The organism is Aliidiomarina minuta, assembly GCF_003987145.1.
Classification (GTDB): Bacteria; Pseudomonadota; Gammaproteobacteria; order Enterobacterales; family Alteromonadaceae; genus Aliidiomarina; species Aliidiomarina minuta.
In genome coordinates this window covers 1,476,297-1,499,695 of record NZ_PIPL01000001.1, presented here as the reverse complement: position 1 = coordinate 1,499,695, position 23,399 = coordinate 1,476,297, and the positions used below count along the sequence as shown (strand labels likewise).

General features: G+C 49.4%; 22 protein-coding genes. 5 read left to right on the top strand and 17 right to left on the bottom strand.

Features of this window, described 5'->3' with window-relative positions:
* Positions 1-19: 19 nt before the first annotated feature.
* The 3 genes from CWE09_RS07155 to folE2 all read right to left on the bottom strand — a co-directional run bounded on the left by CWE09_RS07155 (position 20) and on the right by folE2 (position 2,554).
* Entirely contained in the window at positions 20-970 is a 951-nt protein-coding gene (locus CWE09_RS07155) for a cobalamin biosynthesis protein (protein WP_126803292.1), read from the bottom strand.
* The gene (locus tag CWE09_RS07150; protein ID WP_126803291.1) at positions 951-1,511 is read right to left on the bottom strand and encodes a DUF2726 domain-containing protein; all 561 of its coding nucleotides are present in this window, start codon (positions 1,509-1,511) and stop codon (positions 951-953) included. The genes CWE09_RS07155 and CWE09_RS07150 overlap by 20 nt, the downstream gene beginning before the upstream one ends.
* Positions 1,512-1,627: 116 nt before the next feature.
* A complete protein-coding gene (gene folE2, locus CWE09_RS07145) occupies positions 1,628-2,554 on the bottom strand; it encodes a GTP cyclohydrolase FolE2 (protein ID WP_126803290.1) in 927 nt (308 codons plus the stop codon).
* 161 nt (positions 2,555-2,715) lie between these two features.
* Between folE2 and CWE09_RS07140 the strand changes: the two genes are divergently transcribed.
* Positions 2,716-3,069 (top strand): Hpt domain-containing protein, encoded by a 354-nt coding sequence (locus tag CWE09_RS07140; protein WP_126803289.1) that lies wholly within the window; start codon positions 2,716-2,718, stop codon positions 3,067-3,069.
* A 78-nt stretch (positions 3,070-3,147) separates the two neighbouring features.
* Here the strand turns inward: CWE09_RS07140 and CWE09_RS07135 are convergent, their stop codons facing one another.
* The 12 genes from CWE09_RS07135 to CWE09_RS07080 form a co-directional block, all read right to left on the bottom strand.
* Entirely contained in the window at positions 3,148-6,756 is a 3,609-nt protein-coding gene (locus CWE09_RS07135) for a M1 family aminopeptidase (RefSeq protein ID WP_126803288.1), read from the bottom strand.
* 30 nt (positions 6,757-6,786) lie between these two features.
* Positions 6,787-7,689 (bottom strand): ABC transporter ATP-binding protein, encoded by a 903-nt coding sequence (locus CWE09_RS07130; protein ID WP_126803287.1) that lies wholly within the window; start codon positions 7,687-7,689, stop codon positions 6,787-6,789.
* A gap of 256 nt (positions 7,690-7,945) precedes the next feature.
* Positions 7,946-8,674 carry a two-component system response regulator ArcA gene (gene arcA / locus CWE09_RS07125; protein WP_126803286.1) on the bottom strand — a complete coding sequence of 243 codons (729 nt, stop codon included), beginning with the start codon at positions 8,672-8,674 and terminating at the stop codon, positions 7,946-7,948.
* A gap of 88 nt (positions 8,675-8,762) precedes the next feature.
* A complete protein-coding gene (locus tag CWE09_RS07120) occupies positions 8,763-10,382 on the bottom strand; it encodes a sensor histidine kinase (protein ID WP_126803285.1) in 1,620 nt (539 codons plus the stop codon).
* A complete protein-coding gene (locus CWE09_RS07115) occupies positions 10,382-11,362 on the bottom strand; it encodes a class I SAM-dependent methyltransferase (RefSeq protein WP_126803284.1) in 981 nt (326 codons plus the stop codon). The genes CWE09_RS07120 and CWE09_RS07115 overlap by 1 nt, the downstream gene beginning before the upstream one ends.
* Complete coding sequence (locus CWE09_RS07110; protein ID WP_126803283.1) at positions 11,352-12,884, bottom strand: DUF342 domain-containing protein; 1,533 nt, start codon at positions 12,882-12,884, stop codon at positions 11,352-11,354. The genes CWE09_RS07115 and CWE09_RS07110 overlap by 11 nt, the downstream gene beginning before the upstream one ends.
* A gap of 216 nt (positions 12,885-13,100) precedes the next feature.
* On the bottom strand, positions 13,101-13,658 hold the full coding sequence (locus CWE09_RS07105; RefSeq protein ID WP_126803282.1) for a hypothetical protein: 558 nt from the start codon (positions 13,656-13,658) through the stop codon (positions 13,101-13,103).
* Entirely contained in the window at positions 13,658-14,227 is a 570-nt protein-coding gene (locus CWE09_RS07100) for a FlgO family outer membrane protein (protein WP_126803281.1), read from the bottom strand. Before CWE09_RS07100 ends, CWE09_RS07105 begins: the two co-directional genes overlap by 1 nt.
* Positions 14,224-14,814, bottom strand: coding sequence for a FlgO family outer membrane protein (locus tag CWE09_RS07095; protein WP_126803280.1), 591 nt, complete (start codon positions 14,812-14,814; stop codon positions 14,224-14,226). Before CWE09_RS07095 ends, CWE09_RS07100 begins: the two co-directional genes overlap by 4 nt.
* A gap of 87 nt (positions 14,815-14,901) precedes the next feature.
* Positions 14,902-15,924, bottom strand: coding sequence for a succinylglutamate desuccinylase/aspartoacylase family protein (locus CWE09_RS07090; RefSeq protein WP_126803279.1), 1,023 nt, complete (start codon positions 15,922-15,924; stop codon positions 14,902-14,904).
* A gap of 2 nt (positions 15,925-15,926) precedes the next feature.
* Positions 15,927-16,835, bottom strand: a complete 909-nt coding sequence (rimK, locus tag CWE09_RS07085) for a 30S ribosomal protein S6--L-glutamate ligase (protein ID WP_126803278.1) — start codon at positions 16,833-16,835, stop codon at positions 15,927-15,929.
* Positions 16,832-17,254 carry an ATP-dependent zinc protease family protein gene (locus CWE09_RS07080; protein WP_126803935.1) on the bottom strand — a complete coding sequence of 141 codons (423 nt, stop codon included), beginning with the start codon at positions 17,252-17,254 and terminating at the stop codon, positions 16,832-16,834. The genes rimK and CWE09_RS07080 overlap by 4 nt, the downstream gene beginning before the upstream one ends.
* Before the next feature lie 293 nt (positions 17,255-17,547).
* Here CWE09_RS07080 and CWE09_RS07075 point away from each other — a divergent pair, with 293 nt between their 5' ends.
* Entirely contained in the window at positions 17,548-18,282 is a 735-nt protein-coding gene (locus CWE09_RS07075; RefSeq protein WP_126803277.1) for an EAL domain-containing protein, read from the top strand.
* Between the two features lie 2 nt (positions 18,283-18,284).
* Here the strand turns inward: CWE09_RS07075 and CWE09_RS07070 are convergent, their stop codons facing one another.
* Positions 18,285-18,965: a DUF2982 domain-containing protein gene (locus tag CWE09_RS07070; protein ID WP_126803276.1), complete on the bottom strand. Its 681-nt coding sequence runs from the start codon at positions 18,963-18,965 to the stop codon at positions 18,285-18,287.
* A complete protein-coding gene (gene mutH, locus CWE09_RS07065) occupies positions 18,962-19,678 on the bottom strand; it encodes a DNA mismatch repair endonuclease MutH (protein WP_126803275.1) in 717 nt (238 codons plus the stop codon). Before mutH ends, CWE09_RS07070 begins: the two co-directional genes overlap by 4 nt.
* A 115-nt stretch (positions 19,679-19,793) precedes the next feature.
* Here mutH and rppH point away from each other — a divergent pair, with 115 nt between their 5' ends.
* The 3 genes from rppH to CWE09_RS07050 are packed head-to-tail and all read left to right on the top strand — an operon-like array spanning position 19,794 to position 23,378.
* Positions 19,794-20,303: an RNA pyrophosphohydrolase gene (gene rppH / locus CWE09_RS07060; RefSeq protein WP_126803934.1), complete on the top strand. Its 510-nt coding sequence runs from the start codon at positions 19,794-19,796 to the stop codon at positions 20,301-20,303.
* A gap of 3 nt (positions 20,304-20,306) precedes the next feature.
* Entirely contained in the window at positions 20,307-22,580 is a 2,274-nt protein-coding gene (gene ptsP, locus CWE09_RS07055; RefSeq protein ID WP_126803274.1) for a phosphoenolpyruvate--protein phosphotransferase, read from the top strand.
* Entirely contained in the window at positions 22,581-23,378 is a 798-nt protein-coding gene (locus CWE09_RS07050; protein ID WP_126803273.1) for a sulfite exporter TauE/SafE family protein, read from the top strand.
* Positions 23,379-23,399 lie beyond the last annotated feature (21 nt).

Sequence of the window (23,399 nt, the reverse complement as noted above, 5' to 3'; positions counted from 1 at the left end):
TAACTTGACAGGAAGCAACTTAAAAGCTGCTAAAGCCAAGCAGGAAGAGCGGACTCAACAGGAGCCAACAGGTTATCTGGCTATGCAGAAGCAAGCGTCGTGTTGCCTGCAACTCTTTGTTTTCCGGTTCATTACCGTATTGAAAGCGGGGGCGTTGCCGTTTTATACCATCGAGAAAGACAGGGCCGCCAAGTCGGCATTTCAGCCGCATCGACAGTGCGCGTAACAGACGTCCTTCCGGTGCCGTGATCCAGCGTTGTGCGGTAAAGCTCCACGGCAAGACCTTGCCGCTCAGCAGCTGCCGTAGCGCCAATAGTAACCAATAAAGAAAGAACGCAGGCCAGCTCGCTATCTGAGCGAAGGCTGCAACGGGTGCTGCAAAGTCACGCCAATGTTGTTGACTAGCGGGCCAGGCTCGCTGTAAGTCGATCAGCATCCGATAGCCTAAAGCAACCACAGGCCCTGCCAGTAGAAACCAGAATATAACACCCAGCCAGCTTTCCACCCAGTACCGGGGAAGCCATTCGATACTGGCTTTACGTATGCCGAGTAACGACAGTGGTTTGCTATCTCTTGCCACATAGGGTTGCAGAAATTCACGCGCTAGTTGCTTTTGTTGCAGTTCAAGTGCCTGTTGGATGCTTGTATGGTCGCGTATAGCAGAATGGGTGCGCAGGCTTATAAAGAGTAGCAGTGCTGCAAATAACCAGTCGGACGGTGACAGCCAGTATATAAGGGCGGCAATGACCAGCCAGGGGGTTATCAGTACCATAGGGGCCATTAAACCAGAGATGCGTTGCTGTGTGCGACTGCGTGCACACGAGGGGTGTACACGTTTTGCCATACGCATTGCCAGACTATGAAAAATGCTTAATGGATGAAGATAAAAGGGCAGAGGAAGCAAGCGCTCCCCCCAGATTACCAGGCTGAATAACAGCCAGTGCAGAACATCAGGCTGCCATAGGAGCATTATGACCGTCCGCACCGCGGCTCTTAGGACTTGCTGCACGTACGAAATCAGACTGATTCAGCTTGGAATCAATAAAGCGGCCTAATTCATCGGCACGGTAACCAGGCTTGGCTTTAAAGCGCAGGAAAGGAATACCCGCGGCATTGAGTGAGTTCTTAAGGAACCAGTTGCGTTTAGCCTGATTGCTGTTGGCTTCAATAGGCTCCAGCTCGATAACCCCTACCACTCGCATGTTTGAACGGTCGCAGAGAACATAGTCCAGCATGCGGCTGGATACTTTGTTTTGTGCATCACGCTGAGCGGAGCGGGAAAGCCCTTTTTCGCGCACACTGACAACATCGCCCAGGCGTACTTTTGTGAAGATTCGATATTCGTCGCCACACGCGCGTTCAAGCAAGGTCAGAAAAGACTCTTCAGTTGCTGAAAAGAAACTTTCCTGACGTTTTTTATAAGGATAAGGCGCATAGCGCTCGGATAAGCGTGATGCCATCATCGCAATAATCACCAGCACTACGATAAAACCAATGAGCATGAATTCCATAACCAACCCCATCTGAAACAATCAAAACGAAAACCTGTGTCTGAGATAATGCAAATTAGGGGCCAACAATAAAAAAGAGCGCTTAAAAAAGCGCTCTTTTATTAAATCAGGTTATGTTAGCGGGCCTGAAAGCCACCTTTAATGCCTTTAGTGGTAATGCTGACGGCATCATGGGCGTGTAAAGATTCGTAGTGATTTACCCGGATCCAGAAATCATGAAACTGGCTTTCCTGATTCAGGCGATGTTGTAAACGACGGGCTGCATCTTCACAAAACATTAAGTTCTGACCGTTGAGACGGGCAAATTCTTGCTCATCTTCACGTTTTACTGCCGCTTGAACTGGTGTCTGTAGCGCGTCTTCAATCGTATCGATCAAATCTTCGATAGGCAGGTCGGTGGCCCCAGTATTCAGTTTAACTTTAACATCGGCTACTGAACGCTGGCTGTGGGGCGTTGCCGGTATGCCATCGGTTGTACCTAACCATGCACTGACATCTTCTTTGCTGACGCTGGCGGCGTTGAATTTTTTATCGAAAGCTTCCTGAATCAGCTGCCGAGCCAGTGCTGCCGAGCAAGGGCAGGTGGAGGAGTAAGGTACTTCTACCTGTAACTCTATTTCCAGTCCCTGATCATCCAGTATTGCCTGAAGCGTTACCGGATAAGCTTTCCAACCCTGTTTTTTACTGACCAGAGATTTACGACGCAGGTGATAATCGAAAGTGAAACGCACTAAGGCCTGGTGACTGAGTTCCAGGTGCGAACTGATAAAACTTTTTAGCAGCGTATCAATCTGAGATGGCTGAAGGCTGCCGCTAGCGGCAAGTTCGTCTACTGCAAGGTAGAGGCGCGACATATGAATGCCTTTAGCTTGCGGATCTCCGAGATTGACAAAGGCATCTACTTTAGCACTGACCTGACGGTCAGGCTGACCCGGAACGCTTACCAGTAAAGGCATTTCAATATTACTCATACCAACCCAATCCAGGTTCCCCATAGTCTGGGCGCTGGTTTGATTGGCTATATCTGGCATTGAGGTTGGCATTCAGCTACTACTCCGAGTTCTTGAATGGGTGTCAAAATTAATGTTGACGAGCTATTATAACTGACTTGTCCAGTAAATTTAAGAAAAGACAATTATCCTGCCTTATTACGTGCTTCGCTCGAGTTTGGATTGCTGGATATTCACAGAGAGGAGAAAATTTAATGGCAACTCAGGAACAGCCTGAAAATATAGATTTTACGTTATTGGAACAGTACCTGGATATTATTGGGCAGGACGGGGTCGCTGAGAGTCTGGAAACTTTTGCAACGTTGATGCCCAAATACCTGGCCGAATTGGTGGCACTTTATGAACAGCGGGATGAAAGTGGATTCCGGCGTCAGGCCCATAAAATTAAGGGCGGTTGCCGTTCTCTTGGTTTTGTTCGGTTAGGCGCAAAAATGCAGTTCCTGGAGCGGGAAAGCTGGACCTGGCAGGAAGCGAAAACTGTGATTGATGACTGGCAGAGTGGATTACCGTCAAATATACAACAAGCGCAGCGCTGGTTAACCGCTTAGAATAATAAAAAACACCATTCAGTCAAAATACTCTTAACTGAATGGTGCCTCCTTTTGATATGCCGTAGGGGCGTTTAACTAACGCACCGAACGCACGTTCTGACTGACATCACGGCTGATTAATTTGACGAAGGGGTCAATCCCGGCAAAAGCAGGACGCTCATCAAGCTCAATCACGATCTGGTTTTCACCTTGTGAAATGGGGTGTTTTTGCAGATACAACACATCATCCGCATCGCTGATTTGGTCAGGATGCGCACGTAGTGCACCAATATCAAAGCTTTGCGTGAAGTCGACTGATTCTTCCTGGCCCATTGAGTCTGCTTCCAGCTTCTGCGCTTCAATGGTCAGGCTAAGTTGCCAGCGGCCATTGTCGAGCTCGGTCAGTTCAGCGTCCGTGGTTTGCAGATCAAAGAGTATGATTCGCTCAAACATGTCGGTGATCAGTACCTGTTGCTCGTCAGTGGCCTGTTCCCGTAACACGCGGATTAAATCCCGGGTGTTTGGATAGGGCGAATGTTGGTACTGGAACTCATTAATCAGATTACGCAGAGCCGTATTGACTGCTTCTTCACCTAAGTAATCGCGCAAGGCGTACATGACCAGCGAACCTTTCTGATAATAAATGTAGGCCTGGCTTTCTACCCGATATAGCGGTGACTCACCAATCACATCAAAACTACGTGCTGAAAGGTAGCGATCCAGTTCACGCTTAAGGAAGCGACGCATCGCCTGTTCACCATAGGTGTTTTCCATCACCATCAGGGCGGCGTACTGCGATAAGGTTTCGCTTAATACCTGACCACCCTGTACATTACCCGGCGTAATTTGATGGGCAAACCATTGGTGGGCAACCTCATGGGCCGTCACATAATAGGCGAAGTCAATATCATCCTCGTCACGCAAGTCGAGTGCAAAACCCATATTTTCCGAGAATGGCACCGTATTGGGGAACGCCTGAGCAAAACTGCGGTACGGAAACTCGATAATGCGCAATTGACGATGCTGATAAGGACCGAAGTGAGTGCTGAAATAATCCAGCGAGTCCTTTACCCCGGCAATCATGCGTGACACGTTCATATCATGACGAACATGGTGATACACACTAATCGCAACGCCCTCATGCTGATCTTCCGTGACGTCTAAATCTGCAGACATCAGGTTAAAGAAGTTCAGAATCGGCGCATCCATCGCATAGCGAAAATAGGCACGCTCGCCCTCGTCCCATTGCTCCGTTAAGTAACCCGGTGCAATAGCGGTCTGACCCAGCTCTGTCGATACTAGTACATTAAAGTCAATGTAATGAGTGTCTCCGGTGAAGGCATTGACCCTGTTCTGCGCTTCATCGTCCAGATCGGGTAACGGGTGGCGAGCAGGTAAGTCGCGCTTACGCCGCTCGTGACGATCCTGTAACTCGGCCCGGGCTTGATAGCCAAGTGTTGGCAGCAAAGCACCGTTATTAATGAAGGTACCGTTGTACAACAGACTCAGGTCGTCGTTTTTGTCGACGAAGCCCTGGTTGGTGCGCTCCACCCGGAAGCTCATGCGAGTTTCGTCACCGGGTGCCAGCGGCTCGTCAAATTCAAGCCATTGGGTGTTGAAGCGTGCATCCACTTCACCGATGTGCGCGCCATCCACCTGTATTTCAGTGTTACTGGCGCGTGAACCATGTTGCGGAAGTTGCACGAGTACACGCGCAATAGGTTGGTCACTTTGGTTTTCTAAAACATAGTCGCCGACCGCGACAGCGCTGCGCTGTTGTGGAAATAGTTCAACTTCCAGGTCAACCGCAGTAATCGAGGGCACAGCTATATCGTGGTATTGACGCAGTTCTTTTTCGTACTCCGCGCGTAGATCCATGGCGTGTTTAGACGGCGTGAATTCGTTAAGCACCCGGGTATTATGCACAATCACAGTGCCTGCAATGATGAATGCCAGTAAACCAGCGCTGATCATGCTACCACCAGACCAGCCTAGTTTAGCTAACAGGTGCTGGCTGCGATCTTTTAGTCGCGCCTCAGATCCCCGCCGCCATAATGTATAAGCCAGAACGGCAAGCACCAGTGTCAAACCGCCCCAATACAACATGTACCACAGCTGTGGTGCGATATAATGGCCATAGCCGTTTATATCACTATACATGTGTGCAGGAGACGCTGAGAAGGAGTACATATTGTGCTCCAGGCCGACTGCACTTAAGGTTAACTGGGCAATGATGAACACCACCATGATACCGATACCGGCAAATTTATTCGGGCTGAGAACCTGAACAAATACCGCCAATACCGCAGTCATCAGCAGAGGTAGCACATACCAGAGTCCTAAGCGCAGTGCATACTGCCCCAGTTCCAGCTGGGTCATGCCCTTGCTTAATTGATACAGCACGGTGACTACGACAGCCGCAAGACAGAGGCCAACCAGCACCACCAGCAGACCAGCCAGTTTAGACAGGAAAAACACCGAGCTGTGCGTCGGGGTGGCATCGACGATATCCCCCATGCCGCTTTGACGCTCTCGCCAGACGCTTTCCGCGCTGTAATAAATCACTACCACCATAGCAAGCAACGAGGTTGCATTGATGACCTCATTCACCATCAGCCGGGTAAACGGCCAGTTGGCGGTACCATAAGTGGTGTTGGCGTCAAACATCAGTGCAGTGCCGAGCATTACCATAGTGATCATCAGCAGGATCACAAAAGGTGCGCTCTTCACTATTTGGCTCACTTCGAAGCGAGTCTGCCGTACCAGTTGTGGCCACCAACTGGTAAAACCGCTCTGTTGCTGCACCCTGGGGAGTTCCAACTGAACGCTTGCAGCCGCCGGGGAAGGTACAGGAGACGTATTTTGCTGGAGCTGTTTTTGACGTTTGCGTGCGCTACGACCCGTTAATGGTCGGCGAGGATCCAGAGTAAACTGGCAAATGACCATAATAAGCGCAGCCAGACCGAGCCAGAGTAGCCGGTTATACAGCAGTACACCTTCAAAACTGACAATTTGCGTGTTGCGTTCAATCGCCGTCCAGTAGCGTGTCAGTTCCGTGTATGCTGAACTGGCAAAAGGGTCAACTAATGCGGCGATGGTGCGGTGCTCAGGTTCGCTAAGTAAGCTGCCAGATATCAGATAGAGCACAAAAAAGGCAACCACGCCCAGGTACATGCCCATCATTGAACGACTAGCCATCGCCAACGCGTAAAAGAGCACCGCGCAAAAGAGCAGGGTTGGGGCGACGAGCACTACCAGCGGCCAGAGATAGTAGGCAATCACAGTAGGGCCGAAGCGTTCTGCATCTACCCATGGCATTAAACTACCCAGTAGTAGGCCTAAAGGAATAGCGCAGAAGACCAGCATGGTAATCAGGTATGCACCGGTCATCCGCCCCCAAAGGTAAGCACCGCGCGGCACAGGAGTGGCCAGAATAATACCGTCCATGCGGCAGCTGACGTCCCGGGTGGCGGTATTACCGACAAAGTTCGCCACGACAAACATACCAAAAATACTGAATACGACCATGGCAATAGCCAGGAACCATGGACCGTTTTGCATGACGTTGGGCCCGCCAATGGCGATTTGCACATTGTCGATGGTCATCGCCAGAAAGGCGAGCAGGAAGAATAGCGCACTGACGATATAAAATGATGGCAGGCGTCTTAAATAGCTCCATTCAGAAGCAACGAGTTTTAACCACATAAGGGTATCTCCGTGAGTTGCAGGACGCGGTTAGGCTGCGTTGCTTTGAGTGCTGGATTGTTGCTGGCGAACACGATGCAAGGTCGCAAAGTAAACGTCTTCGAGATCCGGGGTGACAGTTTCGAAACCGGCACCGGGATTTTCACTGGCCAGGACATGCAGCACACTGCGTCCACCTTGCAGTCGACTGGATATGACCGGGAAATTCTCCATTGTGGCTGCTACGTCCTGCTTATCCACAGTGATGCGCCAAATCTGGCCATCTAATTCATTGGTTAAAACCTGGGGTTCGCCTTCTAACTGAATGCGACCATCGGCCAATACGGCCATGCGCGGGCAAAGATCTGCCACGTCTTCAACAATATGTGTGGAGAGAATGACGACTTTATGCTGGCCTATGTCGGCCAGCAGGTTATGAAAGCGATTACGCTCTTCTGGGTCGAGACCTGCAGTGGGTTCATCAACAATAATTAACTTAGGGTCACCAATCAGCGCCTGGGCAATTCCGAAGCGTTGGCGCATCCCGCCAGAGAAAGTAGCTACGGCTTTCTTGCGCACCTGATGCAGATTGGTTTGTTCTAATAGTCGATCCACCAAAGCTTTGCGTTCTTTAGCTTTGGTTATCCCTTTTAGTATCGCGATATGGTCGAGTAGTTGGTAGGCGCTAATTCTTGGGTAAACATTAAAGTCCTGGGGCAGGTAGCCTAGAGTAGCCCGGACTTGCTGGGGCTGTTCAGCCACATTGATACCGTCAAATACAACTTCGCCACTGTCCGCACCCTGCAATGTGGCGATAGTGCGCATAAGCGAGGACTTGCCTGCGCCATTAGGACCTAATAGTCCGAACATACCGGGTGGAATATCCAGGCTGACATTGTCCAGGGCTTTGACCTGGTTACCATAGGTTTTCGATAAATTGCGAATACTGAGCATGAGTAAGTCCCTTTGTTTGATTTAAGGTTTTTTTATTGTGTTAGGGCGAAGCTGAATTTTTAGCCAGGACTTACTATGCCTTAAGGGGAGTATTACTGTGTGGTGTTTTTGTAAAAAAATTGTAACCAGTTGTAATAGTAACCAGTTGTAATAAAGAATAAGCAAATGAGAATGTGAAGGGGGCAGGGCAGGTAAAACCAGTACACCATTCAGTCAAAATGCTCTAACTGAATGGTGTCAGGTTGCGTCTTGCTTTTTAAGACGAAATTTCAACTCGTACATCACCGACAAAACGGTAACCTTCACCGTGAATGGTGGTAATCAGGTTAGGTGTTTCCGGGTGAGACTCAAAGTGGCGACGAATACGACGAATAGCAACATCAACGGTTCTGTCGTTAGGACGCAGCTCGCGATCCAGCATTTTACGCACCAGGGTTTCACGGTCATGAATTTTACCTGGCTGGGTTAAAAACAATTCAAGTGCACGGTATTCGCTTTTTGGCAGACGAAACATTTGTTTCGCTGGCGAATACAGGCAACGACTGTCGCAGTCCAACACCCAGTCATTGAAATGAAATTCGCGACTGCCTTCTACTTTAGGTTCGGTAGGCTGTTGGCTGTGCTCGATGCGCCGATATAAATTGCGTACACGAATAGTTAATTCTTTTGGATTGTATGGCTTAATCAGGTAATCATCAGCACCCAGTTCCAGTGCCAATAAGCGATCTTCATCGCTATCTCTGCCAGTTAGAAATACCAGACCGATATTCTTTTGCTCGCGCAGAGACTCTGCCAGTTCCAGACCACTCTGGCCGGGTAGATTCACATCCATAATAATCAGATCGACAGGCTGCTGGCCCATGATATGTTCCATCTGCTTGCCGTCAGCGGCGTCAAAAACTTCGTAGCCTTCTTGCTGGAACAGGCGAGCCAGAGTTTGTCGGGTAACGACTTCGTCTTCCACAATAAGAAGTTTCGCGCTCATATTAAGTCCTGTAATTCTGTGCGGTTTTAGCAAAAAAATTAAACAATAAGTAACAAGGATATGATTTTTGAATAGTTAATTGCAAGTCTTAGTGCAGGTTCAACTGTTCAACAGGGCATTCCATAATCACTACAAATCCTTCACCAGGCTCGCTTTTGCAAGTAATTCGCCCGCCTAGCGTATGAGTAACCAGATTATACACCAGGTGCATACCAAGGCCACTATTACCACTACCACGTTTAGTGGTAATAAAAGGGTCGAAAATTTTATGTAATATGTCGTTAGGTACACCAGTACCGCTATCACTATATACTATTTTGACCATAAATTCGTTACAACTCACCTGAATCCGAATCTCTCCGCTATTTCGTTCGTGAAAAGCATGTAATGCTGAATTTTCCAGTAAATTAAATAGAACCTGTTGCCACACACCCGTTTTAGTGCGGATATTTATATCTGGCGGACAATCCAGGCGCACCGGAAATTTATCCTTTGGTAATAATGAAGAGTCGGCGCTGGCAATTATGTCGTTTAGCATTTGTGCGAGGTTTACCTCTACATATGATTCAGTAGCATGCTCTACTGCGAGCTTTTTAAAATTATTGACCAGATCTGCGGCGCGGTTAACGTTGCGGTTGATAATATCGAGGTTTTCGTTGGACTCACTCAGAAAGTTGGCAAACTGGGTATTGGAAACTTCGCCGCGGGCAAAAGCCTGCTGCATATCATAAAGTTTATCCTGCATCATGGATGACGCGGTAACGGCCAACCCAACCGGGGTGTTAATTTCATGAGAAATGCCTGCCACCAGCTCGCTTAATGAAGACATTTTCTGGGCTTCAACCTGTTTACCCTGATGCTGGTGCAATTGTTCCAGTGTATCCAGCAGTTCCTGATTGGCCTGGCGCAGGGCTTCTGTGCGTTGTTGAACCTGTTGCTCTAGTTCTGTATTTAACTGATGGGCATAAAGATCCGCTTTCTCCCGTTGCCGGATATACTGCTGAATACGATCCAGCATAGTGTTGAAGTTATGCGCCAGCATATCCAGCTCAATAAGGTCGGAATCCGCCAATCGCAAACTATAGTTTTTAGTGCGGGCAACTTCCTGCATGGTGGAAATAGTGCGGTTTAAAGGGCGTGTAAAATAACGACTGAGTAGTTGGCTGCCTGATAAAGCAAGTACAATTGCCAGCAATAGCAGCAGTAATGCACTGCCAGCAGTCAGGCGCATTAAGTTATACAGCTCATGCATATCAGCGCGTAAAAAGAGGTAGCCCTGAATGCCTTCGGTAGAATAAACAGGTTTAATTACTTCAATGGAAGAGCCTTCAATGACGGGACTACTGAGCGTTTCTATTTCTGCAAAACGTGCGGCAATAGGCGGACTACCAGGGCGATTATAACTAGCATGAAAACTAAGTTCGGCGTTGCTCTCGCGATAGCGATAAATATGTAGCGTCTGCACGAAGGATGAACGGCTAATAACTTCAAAGCTGGGTTCACTCCATGCAAAGCTATCGTCTGTCATTTGATGCTGGGCATTGCTGGCTAATAATTCGGCGTAATTATCTGCCCGTTGCAGCAATATATTCCGCATTTCCTGATACTGAAGAGTGCTGTAAATAGCAAAAACCGGAAGCAGCGTCAAAGTAGCAATGAGCAAGCTGACTAACAGTAGCCCTCGGCGCAACGATCCGGAGAATATCATTAGTGCGCCTCCAGAATCCGAAAACGACCATTATTAGCTTTTTCTACGACCGTTTTGAAGTATTGTCCTAACAGTTCAGGATAGGGCAGAAAACTGTTAGCTACGATCAACAGGCGACCGTTTTTATTGAGTTGAGAGGGAGCCGCTGCAAAGAAACGCCGGGCGATTTCATAGTCAGTGTTTTTGCCAGTGTGAAACGGTGGGTTACTGATGATCCAGTCGTAGTTCCCTGCGACCTGGTTAAGACCATCACTGGCAATGCAACTTGCCTGGACCTGGTTTGCGTTCAGGGTATGCTGACTTGCCTGCAGGGCCAGAGCGCTAACATCACTTAAGTGAATTGATTCGGCACTGCTGTACTTTCCCAGCCAACTGGCAATTACGCCGCTCCCGCAAGCGAAGTCGAGGACTTTACCTGAAATCGATAATGGCAGATGCTGCAATAAGAGATCGGTCCCTGGATCCAGATGTTGATGGCTGAAAACCCCGGGCAAATTAAACACTTTGAGCGTCTTGTCGGCAGTATCAATCAGGTAGGGCGTCAAATATGAGGATAAGTTAAAAGGCGCCGGTTCTAAAAGCTGCGTGCTGTATAAGAGGCAATGGTTGCCGCTGGCTATTTTTATGCAATTACCCCAGTTGGCGGGTAATTTTTTCGCCAGTGAACGAATGCCGCCTTTATTGTCACCAACCAGGTATAAAGTATCGGTCGGCTGCATAACAGCGGCCAGATTGTCTAATAACATCAGGGCCAGACTCTTTTCTTTGGGAACATAAAGCACCACCTGTGTGGCGCGTTGCTGTACCTCTGCCCCGAACTTTGCTCTTAAATCACCAAATTGCTGATAATGTCCCCAGTGCAGGTAATGACTGGCAGCACCCGTTTGCTCAGCGTATGCGTCCTGAGCATTGACCAGAAGAACGTCATCAGAGGTGAATAGCTGCTGACGGATCAGCAGCTGACTGGTTTTATCCAACATATTGGTAATTAAAATTCCCGTTTCTAAGAATCAGGGTCGAAGGGCCCCTGTTTTCGTGAATAGCTTTGGTTTCTACATCGCTACGGAAGAGGGTTCCTGCATACAGGACCCGGTTTGCGTAGCTGATAATAGGGGCTTTAGCCGGATCTTTCTTCAGCAATTCGGCTGCTCTGATGCGTAACACGGTTACATTGCGACGATGGTTTTCGAGTTTCTGGTCCAGGGTTGATAGAAACTCTTTCAGCTTAGGGCTTGACTCTTCAAGGCTGGCTTTCTGGCGCACCCGGGTTAGTTTTTTGACCAGACCTAATTCGTCGCGCAGTTCGGCGGTGAGCTTCTCCTGTTCCTGCAGGTAAGCTTCAGGCACGGGTGGCATACTCAGGTTTATCGACGTGCGGGTACCGGCAGGTGCACCTATCTGTCCTGCATAAATATGATTGCAGGTGTCTACAACTCCGCCGATAAGCTTGCCGCGGGCTTCTTTGCCTTCGCCTCCCAGGCAAAGAGTGCCTTTGGTAATTACGTGACAATGGGTCAGTTGTTTATCGACGATGACGCCGTGTTCGCTGGTGAGCGTAGCGTACTGACTGTAGGAAACCCAAATCGAACCCTTAGCTGAAATCTGGGTAGAGTGTTCTGGCACTTGATCTTCAACATCATCACTGTCCAGTTCGTTTTGTTGGCCAATAACACCTTTGGTTATCGTTACATTACCACCCGATTCAATGTGTGCGGAATCGACATAACCGCTAACCGTTACGTCACCGCCGGCTATGACTCGCATACCTGGGCCAATATTGCCCTGAATCAGTACTGAGCCTTCATATTCGACGTGGCCGGTAGTGGCGTCTACTTTGCGCATCGACAAGACATCGTCGACATTTGCCGCATTGTCGACCAGGCAGGGCAGGCCCTGGCGGGAAGCCAGCAGTATATTGGGGTCGTCAGCACTGATTTCTGTGCCTATGCCAGCTTGCAGTTCTCTGTCTGCGCCTGCTGCTGCGTCAAGTGTGGCGCCTCGAACGGTAAAACCGGCAGTGCCGGGTGTTGCCGGAATTCGTTGCAACAGCGGTGTACCCTTGTCAACGCTGAGTATTTCCCCAAGATCCCGCATATCTACTTTGTCACCATCCAGTTCTTTGGGTTGCAGTACCCGCTGGCGGGCGTCCTGGACTAGCTGTTTAAATTGGGTATCACTGCCGTCGACGGGAAATTTTCCGCGTGCAATCAGGGCCTCGGTGCTACTGCCTGGTTCTGCGCTTAGCGTATGCTGAATGAGTTTATCAATTGCTGCGCGGCGAATACCCAGAGTGACACCTTGTTCGCGGAGTTCCTGCAAAAAGGTATTAACTGTAAGAGGGGGGCCACCCTGAGGAGCTGTGACTTTCGCGGTAACCTGCATGTCATCGTCGCTGATAACCAGTTCAAGCCTGGGTGGGACACAGGCACCAATACGTGCAACGCGCTGATTCTCGGTTTTGAATTGGGTTAGCGCCCGGCTCAGCGCATTTTCATCCAGCACAGAGTTTTTATATTCAGACGCTGCAAAAGCGTCTGCTAGTAATTTTTCGGTTAATTGACTGAGCTCTGTTGTTTCATCAATAGAGATGGAAACAGTTTGGTCAGTAACTATAAAATTGACGCCTTTGATGCTGCACCTCAGCTTATAATTTTTTTAGGTCTGTCTAGGTCTGTCTAGGTCTGTCTAGGTCTGTCAGGTTAACTGTTTTTTTTCTTATTATGATTCCAGCGCAAACTTTTTTAGTCCCTGTAGCAGCAGGTTATAGGCCTGCTTGAAATCAAAAACTAAAAGCGCCTGATGAATCTGATTTTGATACTCACTGGGCCAGCTCTTAGCTTCCTGCGCTGACCATTCTTTAAACAATTTTATGGCTTCAATATTGTGCTGTTCAAGCTGGCTAAGCAAGTCTTTTGTGCGGTTTTCTTGTTGTGGCTCAGGCAAGTAGGCCTCTATCGCCACTAATGTATGCTGCACCGCATCAAGAAGAATCTTACATGCCTGCGGTTCAGGCAATGGTGCTGGTGGTGCCAGTTTCTTTGCTAATTTTGCCAGTCGCAGAGCTCCACCAGGGGGAGCTGTGCTTTGTAAACTGTGCGCCAGTTGAGCTGTCGACTCTGGTGTCAGCTGCGAGCGTTGTTTTAAATAGTGGTACTGGCGATAAAAGCTATGCAACACTTTATAATATAGCTGCTTATTGAGCTGACAGTACGCAAGCCCTTCGTCAGGCTGGAGCCAGTTCTGCTGTCCTTTTTGTTGCGTAAGCTTTTGCTGCATCAACCACCAACCAGCTCTACGCCTTGTTCAGAGCGAATTTGTTCGATCAGATGTTGCGGCAGCGTAACCTGGGCTGTCGCACGTATCACCTGAGTGTGAAAATCAATCAAACGAGCATTAAAGGTCACGCCGCTGCCATTTTCAACTAATGTGCCTGCCAGAATATAGTCGGCCTGTTGCAGTTCACGTAGTTCGAGGTAGTTTTTGGACAGTGCAAAATCACCTTGTGGAGTAACCCGAATGGCGTCGGTCAGTTTAAACTCAACTACTTGCAAAGATAACCGGTGCATTTCTGCGCCTATTTCTTCTTGTAACTGACGGCCAATCAGCGGGCTTTGTTGATAATCACCATCCAGCCATACGGGGCTGGTGATAGCAACTCGTTGTCCATTACTGATCCCCCGGGCACTATTCATAAGCTGCTGCGCGATCAGGCGTGAATAGTCCTGGGTAGTACTGGCGGCAGGCGTTGCCTGGGTAGTTGTTTGTGTTGATGAACCTTGCAGCGAATGGCCGTTACTGCAGGCTACTAATACTAAACTACAGGCTACGATAATCAGGTGTTTCATTCGCTATCTCCTGTCGCTGGGTGGCGATATAAAGCGCCCGCACGCATCTCACTGCGTTGTCCGGGTCCTTGCAGAGTCGTCCAGGGAAAGAAATGAGTGGCAGCGGCACTGACACTGGAGTCACGCAGGTGAATCAAGCGTGCATTGACGAGTAATCCGCCCTGTACTTCGCTGTAAGTTCCGGTCAGAAAGTAATCCAGTTGTTGACGATTTGCCAGGTCATTTAATTCACGAGTCAGCATTAATTCCTGCGAGTCCTGCAGCCGTAATTGACGGGAAGTGCGGTACTCGGTGATTTGAGCACCTTGTTGTGTGGCCGCTGTAATAAGGCTTTCCTGAATCTGCCGGGCCATAATGCGATCTTCACCGGCACCCTGTTGGCGCAGCTCGTCAGTGGGCACGAAGCTACCGACTGCCACTCGTGAAGGCCGTATACCGTTGGCAAATAATTGCTCAGCCAGAGCCTGAGTATGCTGATGCAGGCTTTGACTTTCGACCGTTTCTTCTCCGGTACTGACACAGGCAGCCAGCCAGAGCGTAAAGCTGCCTATCAGCAAGGTCCGGGTTATCTTCGCAAGTTGGTACATAAGGTTAGCCTCATTCACAAAACTACTATTGACTGCTGTATCGGCCAGTTTTGTGCAAGCTTAACTTTTTTCGGTTAACCTGATGAGTTACTCCAGTGGTGCCTGATTAGGATAGGCTTCGACAAAGGTTTCTACCATTTCTGTCGCCATCGGCGCTTCGTCACTTTCAAAACAAGCGATGTGAAACAAAGCTTCGCCTTCATTGGTCACCGGAATATTGCTGGCGCCAATGATAATACCGCTGACTGAAGCTACCACCTTATCAACGGTATCTCCATGAGGGTTAGCGATTTGTGCCAGTGTTTGTCCACGGGTTACGGTTTGCCCGAGGTCGGCCAGTTTAATGACCAGACCGTCGCTGTCACTGCGCACCCAGACTGATTTCTGTGCCCATACCGGCTTAACCTTTTTACGGGTACGTCGGCCTTTCATCATCCTGAGCATCTTAAGGACGTTCGTTACGCCATTTATGCCCGCCTCGATACAGCTGTAATCAAAGCGTAGACCTTCGCCTGCTTCATACAATATCAAAGGTATGTCATGTTCAGCCGCAAGCGCGCGCAATGAGCCGTCGCGGTCTTTCGCATTCATGATCACAGGGCAGTTAAAGGCTTCTGCCATCTGGGTTGCTACTGCATTATCCATATTCACGCGGATCTGGGGTAGGTTGCTGCGGTGAATTGCCCCGGTATGTAAATCGATAATGTGGGTCGCCCGCTGCACCAGGCAATGGTTGAATAAATAGGCCAGGCGGCTACCCAGAGCGCCCCGTTCAGAACCTGGAAAACAGCGGTTCAAATCACGACGGTCCGGCAAATAGCGAGACTGCTGAATGAAACCGAACATGTTAACGACAGGCACCACCATGACGGTCCCCGTTAAACGGGTTGCATCCAGCTCGTTGATAAGGCGCCGGCATACTTCGATACCGTTCAGTTCGTCACCATGGATGGCGGCACAGACCAGCACTACAGGGCCGCGCCGGATGCCGTGGAAAACTTCGACATGCAGATCCATAGGGGCATCGTTATATAGGCGTGCTACCGGAAGGCGCACACTGGCATGACTGCCAGGGGCTATGTTCTGGTCGTGTAATTTAAAGGGGCGCATGCTCAGCCTTTACCTTTAGTGCGGGTCTTATTGACCTTATCAGCATTCTTTTCAATAAAGGCAATAATCTGTTTGGCAACGTCTTTCTCGGTGGCAGCCTCGATGCCTTCAAGACCCGGTGAACTGTTGACTTCCATCACCAGCGGGCCGTGATTGGAACGCAATAAATCAACGCCAGCAACACTCAGCCCCATGGTTTTTGCAGCTTTCACCGCAGTCGCCCGTTCGGCGGACGTTAGCTTAACCAGAGTTGCGCTGCCGCCCCGATGCAGGTTGGAACGAAATTCACCTGGTTTGGCCTGGCGCTTCATGGCGGCAATTACTTTGTCGCCGATCACCAGGCAACGAATGTCAGCACCGCCGGCTTCTTTAATGTATTCCTGCACCATGAAATGCGCATTCAGGCCCATAAAAGCTTCGATTACGCTTTCTGCCGCTTTTGGCGTTTCAGCCAGAACCACACCAATTCCCTGGGTGCCTTCAAGCAGCTTAATGACCAGTGGCGCGCCGCCAACCATGTCTACTAAATCAGGGATGTCGTTTGGTTTACTGGCAAAACCGGTAACGGGTAGTCCAATGCCTTTGCGTGATAACAGTTGCAATGAGCGTAACTTATCACGGCTGCGGCTGATGGCTACCGACTCGTTGAGTGGATACACACCCATCATTTCGAACTGGCGCAGTACCGCAGCGCCGTAGAAGGTAATAGACGCACCTATGCGGGGAATAATCGCATCAAAAGTGGGTAATTCTTTACCCCGCATGTGGATGGACGGTTCTTTAGCGTTAATGTTCATGTAGCAACGCAGGGGGTCGAGCACGATCATTTCGTGCCCCTGACTTTCACCCGCTTCTATTAGTCGGCGGGTCGAATATAAATTCTTGTTACGGGATAGTATGCCGATTCTCATGCGAGTTCTCCTGTCAGATAAGATGCAGCTGGATTTACTAAGAAGCGGCCCAGCATAGCCTGGCGGCCAAGTAGCATACGGAATTTCATGGTATCTCTATTGGTCAGAGTAAGTTCCACAGAAAATGTTTGATCACCGATCTGAAGTCTGGTTTCAATAACGTAACGGGCTTCGGTGTGCCCTCCTGAATCTGTAACATTGCGCTGTTCAAGAATAGGAGCCTCACACACATGTTCCGTATTGTCGTTTTGTACTGGGTGCACCCAGATTTTTAGCCATTCTCTGCCTTCGCGGGTAAATGGTTCGAGCTTAAAGGCATGCAGGCATGATGTTCTGGCACCGGTATCAACTTTCATTTTTATAGCGTCAATACCCAGGTCAGGCAGCGCCGCCCATTCACGCCAGCCGAGAGTTTTTATAGGTTTGGTGGGCACTGATTGTCTCCTTTGTGCTACCAAAATGGCTACAACTGCTAAGGGTAGGGCATTTTATAACTATTGTCTTGTGGATTTATAGTTTGCCTTGTGTGAGCGTGCCAATAAGCTGACATGGAAAACGGAGTGGTTGCGTTTTTGGATCACGTGGGAAGCGCGAGACGTGGTGAATCAATTGCATAGAGCATTGAAAGATTGGTGCTCTTTTTTAGTAAAGACTGTTATTCTTCGTAATCCTTTTTTTGTTCTATTGGTAAACTAACCAGGAGGAAAATACTATGCCGACTTGTGACGAATGCAGTTGCCACCGCCCTCTGGGTTTTGGCATAAAAATGGCTTTTCAGCCTATTGTGAATGTGACAGACCATAGTGTTTTCGCCCACGAAGCGCTGGTTCGTGGTGAAAATGGTGAAGGAGCCGGTGAAGTTATTGGCCGTGTGAATAGTCAGAATATTTATACTTTTGATCAGACCTGCCGGGTTTGCGCCATCGAAACGGCTGCACGTGTTGGGTTGCCTGCCAGGTTAAGCATTAACTTTATGCCCAATGCCATTTATGACCCCGAAACCTGCCTGGCAAAAACGCTGCAGACGGCAAAAAAAGTTAATTTCCCCCATCAGAAAATCATTTTCGAAGTAACCGAACACGAAAAAGTAGAAAACCATGAATTGCTGGTAGAGGTTTTCAAAACTTATCGGGAACACGGTTTTATGACTGCTATTGACGATTTTGGTGAAGGTTATGCCGGTCTTAATTTGCTTGCCGACTTTCAACCGGATTTATTGAAGTTGGATATGAAGATGATCCGTAATATTCATAAAGACCGGGTAAAGAAAGCGATATTCGCCGGTATTCATAGTGTTTGCCGTGATCTTGAAATTACCGTGCTGGCTGAAGGCATAGAAACTGTAGATGAATTTCAGTTTCTGCAAGACAGTGGCATTGAATTGATGCAAGGGTATTATTTTCAGCGCCCGGAACTGGAAAAGGCCAGCAGCCCTAAGTGGTGGTGAGGTTATAGATGTTGTTGCCGTGTTGTTTGTAGCTCCACTAACAGGGTTTTGAACTCTTCGAGCGGGCGGTCAAAAGCATTTTGTGAAATATACAGATCATACCCCAGTAATTCGCGCATTAATTGCATTCGTACTGCGAAGGTTGCCAGCACGCCACGGTAAACCTGCCCGCTTTCACTTTTAAAATAGTCGGGTACGTCAAAATAATCGGTATAGGGTTTGTGTGCAGGTTTTTCACTGCGCAGGGCCATGATCATAAGCTGACGTTGTTCCATCAGTAAATGCACTGCGAGCCTTGGAGAAAGTTGTTTAAGCAGAGCATCGTAACTGCTCAGCCTAAAACCCAGGAAAGGCAGTTCCTGAAGTTCCAGCCCCCGATGCACGCGCGGTATATCAAAACGTAAAATATCATCCCAGCTTAGTTGCCACTGACCTTTACGGTGTAAGAAGGTGATCTGCTGGGGACTGATGCGCAATGAAGTGGCGGGTTCTAATAGCTTGGCAACGCCCAGTGCTAAGGTGATTAAGGCGAAAGCCAGCAATGTCAGGCGTAGCGGCCAGGGCAACAGGACGACATTATGGTGTACATACAAAATCAGCAGCAAAGCACCTGCGCCGAGCAGGCAAAAGGTCATCCCATTACGTTTGGTGTGAGGATGAATATGTTGTTCTGGGGACGTCATGACGGATCCTGATATTGTTGCTGTAATAAACGGGCCAGAATCTGCCCCGTGAATTGAGTTTTTAGATAATAGCCACGCGGCAGCGTTTGTATCGACTCGCCATCCGGGCCTATGCCTGCCGTCAAGGCTTTATTGTTAGCCGCTTTGGGCCTTAACTGCAATGCCTGGCCATGACGGGCGGTAATCTGATTGACCTGGCCCAGAATAATGGCTTCGGTAATCTCTTCCCAATCTGCTTTGAGCAGGGCATCTTCGTCTGCATCGGGTTGCCATAATACGGGCATGCCGAGGCAGCGTTGCGCGGGTTTGATTTGGCGGCGGCCATCGACCGGGATCCAAAGCACTGATTGCAGTTTATTACGTACATTAGATTCAGCCCATTGCACACCGTTGAGTCCGGTTAACGGGGCCACACAGACAAAAGTGGTTTCCAGAGGTTTGCCTTCCGGGGTGACGGGTATCGTTTTTAATTCAATTCCCAGTTGCGGGAAATCCTGTTCGGGCCGGGAGCCGGACTGAGCGCCCAGGTAAAGTTCAATAAGCTGGCCGGTCCAGCCTTTAGCGCGCTGCAGGTTATCCGGCGTTTGCCAACCGGCTTTATCAGCTAACCAGCCAAGAGGCATGCCTGCCAGCATTCTGGCCCGGTTGAGTAATTCAACTTCGGTGGCAGGAGGAGCCGTAGCTATTTCGGGTAGTTGTAAGAATTCAGTCATCGCCTACACATGAGTTTTTCATCTTAGAGGCATACTAACAGGCAATAACAATGTTTGCCCATTGTCAGCCTTTATGGAAGAATCAACCTATTGTGAATTAGAAGGGGATGCTCGCGTGATAGATGCCGAAGGATATCGTTCAAACGTCGGCATAGTGATATGTAACGAGCACGGGCAAGTCTTCTGGGCCAGACGTTATGGTCAAAATAGCTGGCAGTTTCCACAAGGTGGAATTGACAGTGGTGAGTCGCCGGAACAGGCAATGTATCGTGAGCTTTATGAAGAAGTGGGCTTGCGGCCAGAACAGGTTGAAATTGTATACACCAGTCGTAACTGGTTTCGTTATAAACTGCCTAAGCGCCTGGTGCGCAAAGGCGCAAAACCAGTTTGCATTGGCCAGAAACAAAAATGGTTTTTGTTACGCCTGACCTGCCCGGAATCGGATGTCGACGTTTTACAGTCGGGCCATCCTGAGTTTGATGGCTGGCGCTGGGTAAGTTATTGGTATCCGGTTCGCCAGGTGGTTTCTTTTAAGCGCGATGTATATCGTCGTGTGATGAAAGAGTTTGCGCCCATGGCAATGCCATTCCAGCACAGGCGCAATAAACGCAGACGCAGGCGATAGTGTATGCTGGCTAAGTTACACCGGATTGTAGAAGCTGTTAACCAGGCGCCGGAATTTGATTCGGCGCTACGTACTATGGTGACCCGGGTTAAGGCGGCCATGGAAACCGACGTTTGCAGCATTTATATCGCTGACCATAGCGCCAGTGAGTTCGTGCTGATGGCTTCTGATGGTTTGCGCGTAGCGCCTGGCGAACGGGTTACTTTATCATTTGGTGAGGGCCTTATCAGTCTGGCCGCACAGCGGGAAGAGCCTTTAAATGTTGCCAATGCGACCCTCCACCCCAGTTATAAACTGGTCGAATCGGTAGAAGAAGAAGCCTTTAAAGCTATGCTGGTAGCGCCTATTATCCATCAGCGCAAAGTGCTGGGTGTGATGGCGGTACAGCAGGCTCATGCGCGCGCTTTTTCGGAAGACGAAGAAGCCTTTATTGTAACGCTGGCGGCTCAGTTAGCCGCGGTTATTGCTCACGCTGAAGCTAAAGGTTTGTTGGCTGGACAGGCCGCTCCCTGGTTGCGTAGTTTACGTGCTATTCCCGGCTCACCCGGGGTGGGGATAGGCACCGCTTTCATTGGTAAACCCGCCGCACGTTTAAGTTCAGTGGTGCCACGCAAAACAGATAAACCCTGGCGTCAGATCCGTTTGTTCCGTAAAGCGGTGCTGCAAACCCGTCGTGAATTGCAAGAACTGGCCAGGCAGGTGGCCACCCATGTTGCCGAGGATACGCTGGCGATTTTTGATGTGTATCAGGGGTTACTGGATGCCGCCAGTTTGGGGGACGCGGTAGAACGCACCATTACCGATGGCTGGATGGCACAGACCGCGGTAAAAATGGTGGTCGAAGACTTTGTCGCTCAATTCGAAGATTTAGATGACTCCTACCTGCGGGAACGGGCTGTAGATGTTCGTGACCTCGGGCAACGTATTCTGTCGCATTTGCAAAAACGGAATCAGCGTGAACTGGAAATTCCTGATAACTGTATTTTAGTGGCCGAAGAAGTGACCGCAAGCATGCTGGCGGAACTACCGCGTGAAAAACTGCAGGGCATTGTCTCTATGAGCGGCTCGGCCAACTCTCATGCAGCTATAATGGCACGAAGCATGGGCGTACCTGCTGTACTGGGTATTGAAGATGTGCCTTTGGAATATCTGGATCAGCAGTTTTTGATTGTCGATGGTTATAGTGGTGAGCTGTTTGTTAACCCTTTTGAACAGGTACTGGATGAATACCGCCAGTTGCAGCAGGAAGAACTTGAGCTTGAAGCTATAGTCGCTGAGCATCGGGACCTTCCGGCAGAAACCATAGACGGTCAGTCGATTAGCCTGCAAATCAACGCAGGGCTTAATATCGAACATGGCGTAGAACAGCAGGGTAAGTTTGATGGCATAGGTCTGTATCGCACCGAAATACCCTTTATGATGCAGGACAGGTTCCCGACGGAAACTGAGCAACGCGAGCTTTATCATCAGGTGTTAAAGAACTTTGGCGATTTACCTGTGGTGATGCGCACTCTGGATGTCGGTGGCGATAAACCCTTACCGTATTTCCCGCTGCGTGAAGACAACCCCTTTTTAGGCTGGCGCGGTATACGATTGACACTGGACCATCCGGAAATCTTCCTGGTTCAGGCGCGCGCTATGCTGGCAGCAAATATAGGGCAGGGTAACCTGAAAATTCTGCTACCTATGATTAGTTCACTGGAAGAAGTCGACGAGGCTTCCCGCCTGATTAATCAGGCTTATTTTGAAGTACGCAATGAACTGGTGCAAAAACAGCCGGGTAAAGAATTAGCGAGACCCGAGCTGGGGGTCATGATCGAGGTTCCGGCTATTTTATATCAGCTGGATGAAGTGGCTAAACGGGTCGATTTCTTCTCGGTGGGCACGAACGATTTAACTCAGTATCTGTTGGCTGTTGATCGCAATAATCCACGGGTGGCCAGTTTGTATGACCCTTACCATCCTTCAGTGCTGCGCGCTCTGACTCATATTATCGAGACCTGCAACGAATTGAATAAGCCCGTCAGTGTATGCGGTGAGTTTGCCGGGGAGCCCGGTGGTGCCTTATTGCTAACTGCGATGGGGTATAGAAACCTGAGCATGAGCAGCCAGAATCTGGACAAAATAAAATGGATTATTCGTAACGTGCATACCAGTACGTTACAGGTATTGCTGGCTCAGGCGATGAAAGCGAAATATCCAGAGCAGGTGCGGCGAGTGGTTAACAATAAACTGGAAAGTTTAGGTCTGGGCGGTTTTGTGCGGGCAGGCAAATAAATGATCATCAGCATCTTAATCTGTCTGCTGGGCGGTGCGATTGCTGGTATTTTATCGGGTATGCTGGGCATAGGCGGTGGCATTGTAGTGGTGCCTTTGCTGATCTACCTGTTACCTGTTATGGGAGTGCCTGCTGCGTTAGTGGTGCCTATGGCGGTAGGCACCAGTCTGGCGACTATCGTGGTAACTACACTTTCTGGTGCCTATGCGCATCATCGTCATGATAAAATCCTCTGGTCCTGGGTCGCCTTAATTGGCCCTTTTTTGATTGTAGGCGGCATTGCCGGTGCCACTCTTGGCACCCAACTGGCTCCTGAACTGCTGCAACGGGTATTTGCGACGGTTCTGCTGGTTCTGGCAGTGCGCATGATCTGGAAAACGCAACCCGTCGCAGAGGACAGGCATATCAGCAAAGGGCCAGTACGCGCCTGGTCAGCTGTGATTGGCGTTATTTCATCGCTGGTTGGCATTGGCGGCGGTGCCTTGGTAGTGCCTTTGCTGCATTATTACCAGGTTGCTATGCGCAATGCGGTGGCTGTTGCCGCTGTATGCAGCGTGATGCTTGCCTTTTTTGGCACCCTTACGTACGCCTGGCTGGGGCAACAGGTAGTGGCAGACAAAGTCAGTATGAGTCTGGGCTTTATTTACCTGCCTGCCTGGTTAAGTTTATCGGTGGCTTCCGGGCTTTTTGCTCCGGTGGGCGCTAAACTGGCGCAGATAATGCCGGTGCGCTGGCTACAACGGGCTTTTGCTTTTTTACTTATTGTGGTTTCAATACATTTATTCGTTAGCGGTTAAGCGAACTTTATTGCAGAAGAA